The organism is Vibrio sp. RM-69-4, from assembly GCF_024743775.1.
Classification (GTDB): Bacteria; Pseudomonadota; Gammaproteobacteria; order Enterobacterales; family Vibrionaceae; genus Vibrio; species Vibrio anguillarum.
Map to the genome: position 1 here is coordinate 124753 of NZ_JAMQXI010000032.1, position 12602 is coordinate 137354.

11 protein-coding genes are annotated in these 12602 nt (G+C 45.0%); 5 read left to right on the forward strand and 6 right to left on the reverse strand.

Going from position 1 to position 12602, the window contains the following annotated elements:
* Positions 1-12: 12 nt before the first annotated feature.
* The 3 genes from NB504_RS04015 to NB504_RS04025 all read left to right on the forward strand — a co-directional run bounded on the left by NB504_RS04015 (position 13) and on the right by NB504_RS04025 (position 4627).
* A complete protein-coding gene (locus tag NB504_RS04015) occupies positions 13-1119 on the forward strand; it encodes an efflux RND transporter periplasmic adaptor subunit (protein ID WP_017042454.1) in 1107 nt (368 codons plus the stop codon).
* A gap of 11 nt (positions 1120-1130) precedes the next feature.
* On the forward strand, positions 1131-4253 hold the full coding sequence (locus NB504_RS04020) for a multidrug efflux RND transporter permease subunit (RefSeq protein ID WP_013855651.1): 3123 nt from the start codon (positions 1131-1133) through the stop codon (positions 4251-4253).
* Between the two features lie 122 nt (positions 4254-4375).
* Positions 4376-4627, forward strand: coding sequence for a ubiquinone biosynthesis accessory factor UbiK (locus NB504_RS04025; RefSeq protein ID WP_010319855.1), 252 nt, complete (start codon positions 4376-4378; stop codon positions 4625-4627).
* Between the two features lie 192 nt (positions 4628-4819).
* Here the strand turns inward: NB504_RS04025 and ilvC are convergent, their stop codons facing one another.
* Positions 4820-6304 (reverse strand): ketol-acid reductoisomerase, encoded by a 1485-nt coding sequence (ilvC, locus tag NB504_RS04030; protein WP_013855650.1) that lies wholly within the window; start codon positions 6302-6304, stop codon positions 4820-4822.
* Between the two features lie 143 nt (positions 6305-6447).
* On the opposite strand from ilvC, the gene ilvY reads away from it, so the two are divergent.
* Positions 6448-7338, forward strand: coding sequence for an HTH-type transcriptional activator IlvY (gene ilvY / locus NB504_RS04035; protein WP_013855649.1), 891 nt, complete (start codon positions 6448-6450; stop codon positions 7336-7338).
* 65 nt (positions 7339-7403) lie between these two features.
* Here ilvY and hemN read toward each other — a convergent pair whose 3' ends face one another.
* The 5 genes from hemN to NB504_RS04060 form a co-directional block, all read right to left on the reverse strand.
* The gene (gene hemN / locus NB504_RS04040; RefSeq protein WP_096036752.1) at positions 7404-8792 is read right to left on the reverse strand and encodes an oxygen-independent coproporphyrinogen III oxidase; all 1389 of its coding nucleotides are present in this window, start codon (positions 8790-8792) and stop codon (positions 7404-7406) included.
* A 138-nt stretch (positions 8793-8930) separates the two neighbouring features.
* The gene (locus NB504_RS04045) at positions 8931-9419 is read right to left on the reverse strand and encodes a DUF2489 domain-containing protein (RefSeq protein WP_013855647.1); all 489 of its coding nucleotides are present in this window, start codon (positions 9417-9419) and stop codon (positions 8931-8933) included.
* 8 nt (positions 9420-9427) lie between these two features.
* Positions 9428-9982 (reverse strand): Der GTPase-activating protein YihI, encoded by a 555-nt coding sequence (gene yihI, locus NB504_RS04050; protein WP_094166291.1) that lies wholly within the window; start codon positions 9980-9982, stop codon positions 9428-9430.
* Positions 9982-10620, reverse strand: coding sequence for a class I SAM-dependent methyltransferase (locus NB504_RS04055; RefSeq protein ID WP_258428352.1), 639 nt, complete (start codon positions 10618-10620; stop codon positions 9982-9984). The genes yihI and NB504_RS04055 overlap by 1 nt, the downstream gene beginning before the upstream one ends.
* Positions 10621-10836: 216 nt before the next feature.
* Positions 10837-11454: a cytochrome c gene (locus tag NB504_RS04060; protein WP_013855644.1), complete on the reverse strand. Its 618-nt coding sequence runs from the start codon at positions 11452-11454 to the stop codon at positions 10837-10839.
* A gap of 167 nt (positions 11455-11621) precedes the next feature.
* Between NB504_RS04060 and yihA the strand changes: the two genes are divergently transcribed.
* Positions 11622-12329 carry a ribosome biogenesis GTP-binding protein YihA/YsxC gene (gene yihA, locus NB504_RS04065; protein WP_194566411.1) on the forward strand — a complete coding sequence of 236 codons (708 nt, stop codon included), beginning with the start codon at positions 11622-11624 and terminating at the stop codon, positions 12327-12329.
* Positions 12330-12602 lie beyond the last annotated feature (273 nt).

Genomic DNA, 12602 nt, shown 5'->3' on the forward strand with positions numbered 1-12602 from the left:
GTTCTGACTAGAATGAAAAAGTGGACATTCTTTATGTTACTTATCGCCTTCCTACTGTTTGGTAGCGTGATAGGTTTTAATCTGTTTAAACAACAAAAAATTGCCGAGTTTATGGCCAACCGTCCTGAACCTGAATTTCCAGTGACAGTGACCGATGTAACTCCTGTTGATTGGATCCCAGTGATTGAAGCGATTGGTTTTATTGAACCCAATCAAGGCGTGACACTGACATCTGAAACCAGCGGCGTGATCGATAAGATTTCATTTGAATCAGGGACACAAGTTGAGGAAGACCAACCTTTAGTTTTGCTTGATTCTGCGGTTGAGAAAGCGAATTTAAAAAGCTCACAAGCTCGCCTACCTGCTGCAAAAGCGAAATACGAACGCTATAAAGGTCTATTTGCTAAAGGGTCGATTTCAAAAGAAGCTTATGATGAAGCCGAAGCAAACTACTACTCTTTGTCTGCAGATATTGAAAGTTTAAAAGCTTCCATTGATCGTCGTGAAATCAAAGCGCCCTTTGCTGGTGTGGTGGGTATCCGTAATGTGTATTTAGGCCAATACCTACAGCCAGGCACCGATATTGTTCGCTTGGAAGATACCAGTGTAATGCGTCTGCGCTTTACCGTTCCACAAACGGATATTTCACGTATTTCATTAGGCCAGCAAGTGGATATTTTTATCGATGCTTATCCTAATGCAGCGTTTACAGGATCCATCACTGCGATTGAGCCTGCCGTTAGCGTTCAAAGTGGTTTAATCCAAGTGCAAGCCGATATTCCAAATAGTGACGGTAAACTACGCAGCGGTATGTTTGCTCGTGCCAACATCATCCTGCCGAAATTAGAAAACCAAGTCACGCTTCCTCAAACCGCCATTACCTTCACCCTGTATGGTGATAATGTTTACGTGTTGAAAGAAGAAGATGGCGTTAAACGAGTAGAGCAGCGCGTTGTAAAAGTAGGTGAACGCAAAGGTGCTGTGGCGCATATTTTAGAGGGTGTACAAGATGGAGACATCGTGGTCACTTCAGGTCAAGTGCGCTTAAGTAACCATTCGAAAGTTCGGGTAGTCGAAAGTAATGCGACTACACCACCTGCTGAAACACCGATGCTGTAATTGGAGGAATCATGCGTTTTACTGATGTTTTTATAAAACGTCCAGTGCTCGCGGTATCGATCAGCTTTTTGATAGCTCTGCTTGGTTTTCAAGCTATTTTCAAAATGCAGGTTCGTGAATACCCTGAAATGACGAATACCGTTGTTACAGTGAGTACAGGCTATTACGGTGCAAGTGCCGACTTAATCCAAGGTTTTATCACTCAACCTTTGGAACAAGCAGTCGCACAAGCCGACAACATTGATTATATGACTTCTTCTTCGGTATTGGGTAAATCAACGATTACCGTAACGATGAAGCTCAATACCGATCCCAACGCTGCACTTTCAGATGTGTTAGCAAAAACGAACTCGGTACGCTCACAGCTTCCTAAAGAGGCCGAAGATCCGACGGTAACTATGTCTACCGGCTCAACCACCGCGGTGCTGTATATTGGTTTCACTAGTGATGAACTTAGTTCAAGCCAAATTACTGACTATCTTGAGCGTGTATTTAACCCTCAAATATTCACCGTCAACGGCGTCTCTAAGATTGACTTGTATGGTGGCATGAAATACGCCCTTCGTATTTGGCTTGATCCAGCAAAAATGGCAGGACTACAGCTCACTGCGGGCGATGTGATGAACGTGCTGAATGCCAACAACTATCAATCAGCAACAGGACAAGCCACTGGCGAATTCGTGCTGTATAACGGTAGTGCCGATACGCAAGTGTCAAATGTCGATGAGCTGAAAAACCTGGTGGTTAAAACGGGCGACGGCAATGTTATTCGCCTAGGTGATATTGCAAACGTCACGCTAGAAAAAAGCCATGATGTTTACCGCGCAAGTGCAAACGGCCGAGAAGCGGTTGTAGCAGCCATCAACGCAGCACCTAGCGCAAACCCAATCAACATTGCTCAAGATGTGCTGGATCTGTTACCGCAGTTAAAGCGTAATCTACCAAGTAACATCGAAATGAACGTGATGTATGACTCCACGGTGGCGATCAATGAATCGATCCACGAGGTCATAAAAACCATCGCTGAAGCCGCCTTGATCGTACTTGTCGTCATTACCCTATTCCTAGGCTCTTTACGGGCCGTTATCATCCCGATTGTTACCATTCCACTCTCCTTAGTTGGTGTTGCTATGGTAATGCAGGGAATGGGCTTCTCATGGAACTTGATGACACTGCTAGCGATGGTATTGGCTATCGGCCTTGTGGTGGATGATGCAATCGTTGTACTAGAAAACGTTGACCGCCACATTAAGCTGGGTGAATCACCATTTCGTGCCGCGATTATTGGTACTCGTGAAATCGCCGTTCCGGTAATTGCGATGACGCTGACACTGGGCGCCGTTTATGCACCGATAGCGATGATGGGTGGCATAACAGGCTCACTCTTTAAAGAGTTTGCACTCACACTGGCTGGTGCTGTATTTGTTTCAGGTATTGTTGCACTGACACTTTCACCCATGATGTGCTCTAAAATGCTTAAAGCGCACGAAGAGCCCAACAAGTTTGAACAAAAAGTGCATGGATTGCTTGATTCAATGAGTAACCGCTACGCGAAATTACTCGAGAAAGTAATGCAGCGCCGTCCTGTCGTGATTGCCTTTGCGGTGATCGTGTTTGCCAGCCTGCCTATGCTGTTCAAATTCATTCCAAGTGAGCTTGCCCCTTCTGAAGATAAAGGCGTGGTCATGTTAATTGGTACGGGTTCTTCGAATGCGAACTTGGACTATTTACAAAACACCATGAATGACGTGAATACGATTCTGTCTGAACAGCCAGAAGTTCAGTTTGCTCAAGTCTTTACCGGTGTTCCAAGCTCCAACCAAGCGTTTGGTATTGCCTCTATGGTGCCTTGGAGTGAACGCCAGGCAAGCCAAGCTGAGGTTGCCACTCGAGTCGGCACCTTAGTGCAAGATATCCCAGGCATGGCCGTGACGGCCTTCCAAATGCCTGAACTTCCCGGCGCAGGCTCTGGATTGCCAATTCAATTTGTCATCACTACACCCAATAGCTTTGAAAGTTTGTTTGCTATTGCCACTGAAGTGCTAACAGAAGTGAAAGCAAGCCCGATGTTTGTGTACTCCGATTTAGACCTCAATTACGATTCTGCGACGATGAAAATTAATATCGACAAAGATAAAGCTGGGGTTTATGGCATCACGATGAAGGATATTGGCACGACATTAGGGACCATGATGGCGGATGGCTATGTCAACCGCATCGATCTCAATGGCCGCTCTTATGAAGTGATCCCGCAGGTTGAACGTAAATATCGCCTCAACCCTGAATCGATGAATCACTACTTTGTGCGTGCCGTTGACGGAAAAATGATCCCATTAGGGAGCCTAATTACCATTGATGTGATTGCAGAGCCGCGCTCACTGCCGCACTTTAACCAGCTAAACTCGGCAACCGTCGGAAGTGTACCGGGCCCAGGAGTTGCAATGGGTGATGCGATTACGTGGTTTGAGGATGTTGCCGCGACTAAACTGCCCGCTGGCTACAACCACGATTATATGGGTGAAGCACGTCAATACGTGACTGAGGGAAGCGCACTCTACGCAACCTTTGGTTTGGCACTCGCCATCATCTTCTTGGTACTGGCGATTCAATTTGAGTCGTTAAAAGATCCATTGGTTATCATGGTATCTGTTCCTCTCGCCATTTGCGGAGCATTAATTGCACTAGCTTGGGGCGCAGCAACCATGAACATCTACTCGCAAGTAGGGTTGATTACACTGGTTGGTCTTATCACCAAGCACGGTATTCTTATTTGTGAAGTAGCGAAAGAAGAGCAGCTACACCATAACAAGTCTCGCATCGAAGCGGTGATGGAGGCAGCCAAAGTGCGTCTTCGCCCAATTCTAATGACGACAGCAGCGATGATTGCAGGTTTGATCCCGTTGATGTACGCAACGGGTGCAGGTGCAGCTCAGCGCTTTAGTATTGGTATTGTGATTGTGGCAGGTCTTGCGATTGGTACACTATTTACGCTATTCGTACTGCCTGTGATTTACAGCTATCTAGCCGAAAAACATAAGCCACTGCCTGTGTTTGTTGAGGATAAAGACCTCGAAAAGCTAGCCAGAGTTGACGAGGCCAAAGCAGCACAACGCCGACTCGCTGAAAATAAATAACACAATATAATTAAGACTGCTTCAAAAAAGGCCACCTCAGTGGCCTTTTTCTTACCTTGAATAACGACATTCTCAGCTCAATTGCTTAGAATGGAAACAAACTGACAGGAGTGTAAGCCGCTATGTTTGACCCTAAAAAACTTGAGCAAATTGCCAAACAAATTCACGATTCAATGCCTCAACCCGTAAAAGATTTGGGTGCCGACGTTGATCAAAAAATCCGCCAAGTGATCCAAGGCCAATTAAATAAATTGGACGTGGTAAGCCGTGAAGAATTTGATGTACAGACTCAAGTATTGATGCGTACTCGCCAAAAGCTCACTGAAATGGAGCAAAAATTGGCCGAGCTAGAAGCGAAAATCACCGCCAAATAATATTGCCCGGTTGAGATAAAAATTTCCCAGTAAAAAAGGCTTGGTCAACGGCGACCAAGCCTTTTGTTTTATATTGTGTTTGCTTTTGTATTTATTCTCTCCAGTTAGTCTGGAGCTTTACATCATCATTCTCGTCATTGAAAAGGGGCGAACTCTCGACCCCTTCTTAACCACCGGAAGGTGAATTAGCCTTTAGCCACCGACAGCAATGCGTTTCATATCTGTCATGTAACCGCGCAACTCTTCACCGATGTACTCAACCGGATGGTTGCGAAGAATTTCGTTAACTTCAATCAAGGTCGCGTTATCAACGAAATTCGAGCTTTCACCAAGGCCTTTACCAATCACATCAGTAGATACTTTTGGCATGAACTTTTCGCGCAGTAACGGTGTTGCGACATTGGCAAACAGGTAATTACCATACTCTGCCGTATCAGAAATAACCACGTTCATTTCATACAAACGCTTACGTGCTACTGTGTTGGCAATCAGTGGCAGCTCATGCAGGGATTCATAGTAAGCTGACTCTTCAACAATACCGGAAGCCGTCATAGCTTCAAATGCCAGCTCAACCCCAGCGCGAACCATGGCAATCATCAAAATACCTTTGTCGAAGTACTCTTGCTCAGTGATCTGTACATCAGACTGTGGGTAGTTTTCAAACGCAGTTTCACCGGTTTCAGCACGCCAGCCCAGCAAATCAGCATCATCGTTGGCCCAGTCAGCCATCATAGTGCTAGAGAAATGACCAGAAATAATGTCATCCATATGTTTGTTGTACAGTGGGCGCATCAAGTCTTTAAGCTCTTCAGATAACTCAAACGCTTTGATTTTTGCTGGGTTTGATAGGCGATCCATCATGTGAGTGATGCCACCAAATTTCAGCGCTTCAGTTACCGTTTCCCAACCGTATTGCAGTAGTTTACCTGCGTAACCTGGGTCAATACCTTCTGCTACCATCTTCTCATAGCACACAATCGAACCCGCTTGTAGCATGCCACACAAGATGGTTTGCTCGCCCATAAGGTCCGATTTTACTTCGGCAACGAAAGAGGATTCCAAACAGCCAGCACGATGACCGCCCGTTCCCGCCGCCCAAGCTTTTGCGATATCCCAACCTTCACCTTGAGGGTCATTTTCTGGGTGAACGGCAAGCAAAGTCGGCACGCCGAAACCACGCTTATACTCTTCACGCACTTCGGTTCCCGGGCACTTAGGCGCCACCATCACAACCGTGATGTCTTTACGGATCTGCATCCCCTCTTCAACCACGTTGAAGCCGTGAGAATACCCCAATGCTGCACCTTTTTTCATCAGCGGCATGATGGTTTCGACAACATTGCTGTGCTGTTTATCTGGCGTTAGGTTAATGACCAAGTCTGCTTGAGGGATGAGCGTTTCATAGCTACCTACTTCAAAACCGTTCTCTTTAGCATTTTTATAGGACTGACGCTGTTCGTCGATCGCCGCTTGACGCAATGCATAAGAGACATCAAGGCCAGAGTCTCGTAAATTTAGACCTTGGTTTAAACCTTGTGCACCACAACCGACAATCACCACTTTCTTACCTTTGAGGTACTCGGCTTCGCTTTCAAACTCAGAGCGATCCATAAAGCGGCAACGACCAAGTTGGTCAAGTTGTTGGCGTAGATTTAGGGTATTGAAATAGTTAGCCATGTTAGCGCTCTCCTTTAAAGATTCTTTCCATCAGGTCGGTTTCTAGAACCGAATAAACTGATACTAAAGCAGACATCAAGTTGCTTAAAGTGATATATTCACAATTAGTTATTGCAATTTATGCAACATGATGTGATTAACTTATGAACATTAAAAACCTGCAGATGTTTATCCATCTGTGTGAGAGTAAAAACTTCAGTAAGACCGCCGCCGCGATGCACATCAGCCCATCCGCGCTCAGCCGGCAGATCCAGAAGCTGGAAGAAGAAACTAGCCAAAGCTTATTTGTGCGTGATAATCGTAGCGTTGAGCTAACGCCAGCAGGCAGTAAACTGGTTCCTGTTGCACTCAAAATCATTACAGAGTGGCAGCAATATAACGTACAAATGAAAAACCAAAACAGCGTATTACAAGGGGAAATTCGCTTGTTTTGCTCAGTCACCGCCAGCTACAGCCACCTGCCTCAGTTACTGTCCGATTTTCGAGTTCGCCATCCGTATATTGAGTTCAAACTCTTGACTGGCGATCCTGCTCAAGCGATTGATAAGATTTTGAATGATGAAGCGGATATTGCCATTTCAGCCATGCCCGAACAGCTACCAGCTCGCGTTGAATTTGAAACGATTGGTGAAATACCCTTATCGGTGATCGCGCCGCTCGGGATCAGTAGCTTTATCGAACAACTGCAAAATGACACACCCGATTGGTCAGTTGTCCCTTTTATTGTTCCTGAAGCGGGAACGGCAAGAGATAGAGCCAATGCATGGTTTAAAAAAATGAAGATCAAACCCAATATTTACGCGCAGAGCTCAGGGCATGAAGCGATTGTCAGCATGGTCGCGCTCGGTTGCGGTATCGGCATTGCGCCGGATGTAGTGATCAACAATAGCCCGGTGAGAGATAAGATCCAGCGCCTTAAATTAGCGCCCGTGAAACCATTTCAGCTCGGTGTGTGCTGCAAACGCTCGCAGCTTGATAACCCATTAATCAAAGCATTGTGGGATGTTGCAGCGAATAAATACCTTACGCCATAACTCATCCCTCTTTTCAAAGAAAAAGCCACTGACAAGCAGTGGCTTTATGATTCATGGTAAGGGCGTTAAATTACCCGCGAAAATTGTTGCTGACGAGCACGAACACGTAAGTATTTATCAAAGCACATGCAGATGTTGCGGATCAACAACCGCCCGCGCAAAGTAACGCGGATCTCTTTTTCATCGACTTCCACTAACTCATCATCAATAAAAGTTTGTAGCAACTCAAGATCTTGCTTGAAGTAGTGATTAAACGTCACGTTAAACTGTGCTTCAATTTGGCTTTTATCCAGTTTGAAATTGCAGATAAGCTGCTTGATCACTTCGCGACGAAGTAAGTCATCACTATCCAGTGCTACCCCTTTCCAGAGTGCATGACGTAACTCATTAACTTGCTCATAGTATTTTTTCAGCTCTTTTTGGTTCTGCGCATACGCATCCCCAATCATTGAAATGGCTGAGACACCAAAGCCAACTAAGTCGCAGTTACCTTGCGTGGTATAACCTTGAAAGTTGCGATGTAAAATGCCTTCACGCTGCGCGACGGCCAACTCATCATTGGGCAGAGCAAAATGGTCCATGCCAATGAACTGATAACCAGCACCCGTTAAGGTCGCGATCGTGTCTTGTAATATGGCCAGTTTTTCTTCCGCCGTAGGTAGATCTTCATCTTTAATCTTACGCTGCGCAGCAAACAGCTGCGGCATGTGCGCGTAGTTAAATACCGACAATCGACCCGGCTTCATCTCCAACACTTGCGCTAATGTTTTAGCAAAAGAGCCTTTAGTCTGCTTAGGCAAGCCGTATATGAGATCAAGGTTGGTTGAGCGAAAACCCAGTTGTTTAGCTCGTTCCGCCATAGCAAAAATAAAGGTTTCATCTTGCTCGCGGTTCACCAGCTTTTGCACTTCTTTGTTGAAATCTTGTACGCCGATGCTCAGGCGGTTAAATCCTTCGCTGCGCAGGTGATCAAGCATCTCTAACTCGATTTCACGCGGATCAACTTCAATACTGATTTCTGCGTCATTTTCAAAGCGGAACTCACCACGCAAAATGGCCATTAAACGGCTAATTTGCAATTGAGTTAAAAAGGTTGGTGTGCCACCACCGAAATGCAGTTGTGTGACTCTACGGCCATGCAGCAAAGAGGCTCGTTGGCGAATCTCATGTTCGAGCACATCTAAATAGTCGTCAGCTTTATGCGAATGACGGGTAATCACCTTATTACAACCACAGTAGTAACAAAGTTTGTGACAAAACGGGATATGAATATAAAGCGAAAGTGGCCTGTCAGAGTATTGGGCACACGCCATATCATAATCGGCAATAGTAAATGCTTCATGGAATTCAAGTGCTGTAGGATAAGAGGTATAACGCGGGCCTGAATAGTTATACTTATCTAAAACAGCTTGATCCCATACGATCTGTTGGCTGGGTACGACTTGCGAAGACATGCTGTGCTTTCCGTTCGAAACTTTGACGGGCTATTTTGCCACATGACAATGATGGACGTCGGGTGACAAAACGAAATTTGTGTATAAATGTTCTAAACTGCTAACGCGATCACTCACTCGAAAGAGGCAGTCGAGCCATTACATCATTTGAATCGGAATTTGACTATTCAAAGGGGCAATGCGTTTTTGCAGAACTTTTAACTCTTCAACAATCGCATCCATTAAACGGGCCTCCGCCTTTTGGCGCACTAAGTTATGCTTCATTCGCTCTTGTTTAGCGAGTTGGCTGCGCTCTTCGCCACGCGGCATATCCTTCACTATATAATACAGTTCGGAAATAGCGGGATACGAACTATCAAAGTCGATTCTCTGTTCGCCTTGAACATAATCCATAATGCAGTAGACACGGATGCTGATCTCGGAGAGATCACATTGGCCTTGAATCCCAGCCATGCAAAGCGTATTTACGCTATCAAAAATATTTGCATTGCGTTTTTCAATGGCCAATGTTTGATGTTGAAGCTGCAAATCCTTTTGCTTTTTCAGTTGCAGCAGAAGGTAACCAGCGTAAGACGCTAAGCCGAGAATAATGATTCCACCAGCAATGGCTAACAAGGTTACATTCATGGCACTTTCTATCCTTTTAAATCATTTAGGTCGAAGCCTTCAAAATCTGATAATAAATCATCATCTGAACGTGATTTTTTGGCACTACCGCCAGTCACGATTGGCTCGAAAACATCTTCTTGCTCTTCAGCATACAGACCAAGTTGCTTCATCAGTGCTTCAATACGATCGAGTTTCTCATCAACGTATTTTTGTAAGCCGGCACCTAGGTTTTCGCCATTATCAATACGATCGAGCAACACGTTCAATTGCGCATCATTTTCTAGCATTTCGAGCTCTTGCTCAGCCGACAAACGACGCTCTTGCTTGGTCATTTTCTTCGCTGGCTCAACCACCAACGGAATTTTTTTCTTGCTGCCTAAACGCGGATCGCGCGCTTTAGCGGCTTCTCGTTGCTGGTGATCTGAACCATCGGAATGGCGGCTACCCGCTTTCAGACCTTTCTGTTTTTTAACTCGCTTACGCAAACGGCCTTCAACATCTGCCTCACTGCGATTACGCGTGACAATCACGTCGCCTTCACCGGCTGAACCCGGCTTTCTCGATTTTTTACTACGGCTCATTACTGGGGTTTCCTCAGTAAAATTACATCATTACCAATAAATTCAAGTTCAAGCTCATCCCGCTTGGCCAAGTACTGGAAGGTTTCACGACTAAAAAAGATCACATGTGTGAGATCATTTTTGTAGTGCCACCCAGCAAACGCCTCCACGTCTTTGACTAGTTTGGTCATTAACCCAATCCAGCCTCCTGGCTTAACTAAATTTAACCATTGCTGCCAAACTTGGTGCGGCTTATGTAAATGCTCAATCACTTCAGTGGCAGTCATAAAATCATAGGTCGCCTGCAACACCTTTTCATCTGGATGAAAAAAGATATCGTATAACGACATTGTGTGCCCAGCCTCTTCCAACATAATGGATAAGGTTGGCCCCGGCCCACAACCAAAATCTAACCCGTTAGATGCCGGAGAAAGCCTCTCCAACATCGGCGCACAAACGCGTGACAAAAACTGGCGATAACCCTTATCCTGCGGGTTATTTTCATGCAAATCATAAAATGCTTTTTCCGCTTTTTCGTCAAGACGATGTTCAGGGCTAACAAACACAAGTGCACAGTGTTGGCACTGCAGATAAGAGCGAACTTTATCGGCAAAATAAGGAACTATTTGTTCACTAAAACATAATGGGCAAATGTGCATGTAACATCCTCAAACAGGGATGCGCAACATACCAGAAAGTGGCATTAGAGTGGAGAGTCAGCGCGTATTTTTTCACCAGCTAGGCAAAAAAAGATAAAAAAAGCGATAGGTAAGCCGATCATTGAGCAAAAAATTACGTTTTCTTCAGCACAAAAGAAAACGCCCTAGCTCAGTGCTAAGGCGTTTTCAAACAACAGTGCTCGAACGGTGTAGGATTTAGTGAAGGCCGCCAACGTATTTAGAAAGTATTTCGATGTCAGTGTCGCTGAGCTTTTTCGCGACATCACGCATCATGGCATTCATATCATTATTACGAGCGTCATCGCGGAATTTTTGTAGTTGAGCTTTGATGTAGTCAGCATGCTGACCAGAAATTTTAGGGAAACCTGAAAGCTCAGTACCATTACCACGCGGGCCATGACACGCAATACAAGCGGTTAAACCACGCTCTGCATCACCTGCGCTATAAAGTGCTTTTCCTTTCACTGCAACGTCTTCAGGCGTTGAGTTCGCTGAAATAGTTTGTGATGCAAAATACGCTGCAAGATCAGCTATATCTTCGTCGCTAAGAGGCATCGCCATGGCACTCATTACGGGATCGTAACGACCTTGTTTGCCACCGCTTGTCATTCCCAGCTTGAGATCATGCAATTGCTTCTCTATGTATTTCTCATGCTGACCAGCAATTTTAGGATAAATTGTAAGTAGACTATTGCCATCAGCACTGTGACAGGCAACACACGTTTGGGATTTTGCTTTACCAGCTTCAATGCTGCCTTGGGCCCACACTGAGCAGCTGGCTAAAAGACTCAAGATTAGCGCTAATTTCTTCATGACATTCCATTTATAATTATCAAGCTTCCAGTACCACTTTGCAGTTGCTACTCACTCTCAGTGGCGACTCATGGTACAATAGGCGACCTTATGCCGAGCACGGTTATTTTACACAATTTCACAAAAAAGTAATCAATCGACTACACAAAGTCGAGATGGAGTTAACAGTGAGCGTAAAAATTCATTATCAAAACACGCATTTCATTACCAGTGCGCCTGACATTCGTCATCTACCTGATGATGAAGGGATCGAAATTGCGTTTGCAGGACGCTCCAATGCAGGTAAGTCGAGTTCGTTGAATCGCTTAACGAATCAGAAGAGCTTGGCTAAAACCAGTAAAACTCCGGGTCGAACCCAACTGATCAACCTATTTAAAGTCACTGAAGGTTGTCATATTGTGGATTTACCGGGCTATGGTTTTGCTCAAGTTCCTTTGGAACTGAAGAAAAAATGGCAAAAATCATTAGGTGAATACCTACAAAAGCGTAAGAGCTTAAAAGGGCTGGTTGTGCTAATGGACATTCGCCATCCGATGAAAGATCTCGACCAACAATTGATTTCTTGGGCTGTCGATTGCTACATCCCAGTACTAGTACTACTGACTAAAGCGGACAAGCTAAAAAGTGGCGCACGTAAAGCTCAAGTGTTAAAAATTCGTGAAGAGGCACGCTCTTTTGGCGGCGATGTCACTGTCGATGCTTTTTCATCATTGAAAGGCTTAGGCGTCGATGTGCTGCGTAATAAATTGGATACGTGGTTTGCACCCGCACTCGCACATTTAGCCGAGCAAGAAACAGTGGAAGAGATGGATGAGAGTGATTCAACTCACTTAGAAGAGATAGAAGAGAATCCAGACCATTCTGAAGAACACTAAACATCGTGACTCCAACAGAGCCCTACCTAATCGTGGGGCTTTTTTATAGGCTTTAAATCCAAATGCGAACGGCAAAGAGAAAAATCCCCACCATCCTGGTGGGGCAACGGGAGAGAAGTAGGAGGTAATTTATTATTGTTTTGCTAAGCATTCCTTAATCCCTCCAACTTTTCAATAGGTCAAAGAGTCATCAATTCACTCACCCACAGAACACTCCTCTGGCTCACCGCAATAAAATCAACATAACATAATGAATATTAATGAGATTTAAAC

What these genes read in the sequence shown, in the direction of transcription:
- ilvY (WP_013855649.1), top strand. Translation starts at nt 6,448, where the DNA reads ATGAACATTAAAAACCTGCAGATGTTTATCCATCTGTGTGAGAGTAAA.
- NB504_RS04025 (WP_010319855.1), top strand. Translation starts at nt 4,376, where the DNA reads ATGTTTGACCCTAAAAAACTTGAGCAAATTGCCAAACAAATTCACGAT.
- hemN (WP_096036752.1), bottom strand. Translation starts at nt 8,792, where the DNA reads ATGTCTTCGCAAGTCGTACCCAGCCAACAGATCGTATGGGATCAAGCT.
- NB504_RS04015 (WP_017042454.1), top strand. Translation starts at nt 13, where the DNA reads ATGAAAAAGTGGACATTCTTTATGTTACTTATCGCCTTCCTACTGTTT.
- NB504_RS04020 (WP_013855651.1), top strand. Translation starts at nt 1,131, where the DNA reads ATGCGTTTTACTGATGTTTTTATAAAACGTCCAGTGCTCGCGGTATCG.
- NB504_RS04060 (WP_013855644.1), bottom strand. Translation starts at nt 11,454, where the DNA reads ATGAAGAAATTAGCGCTAATCTTGAGTCTTTTAGCCAGCTGCTCAGTG.
- NB504_RS04055 (WP_258428352.1), bottom strand. Translation starts at nt 10,620, where the DNA reads ATGCACATTTGCCCATTATGTTTTAGTGAACAAATAGTTCCTTATTTT.
- ilvC (WP_013855650.1), bottom strand. Translation starts at nt 6,304, where the DNA reads ATGGCTAACTATTTCAATACCCTAAATCTACGCCAACAACTTGACCAA.
- NB504_RS04045 (WP_013855647.1), bottom strand. Translation starts at nt 9,419, where the DNA reads ATGAATGTAACCTTGTTAGCCATTGCTGGTGGAATCATTATTCTCGGC.
- yihI (WP_094166291.1), bottom strand. Translation starts at nt 9,982, where the DNA reads ATGAGCCGTAGTAAAAAATCGAGAAAGCCGGGTTCAGCCGGTGAAGGC.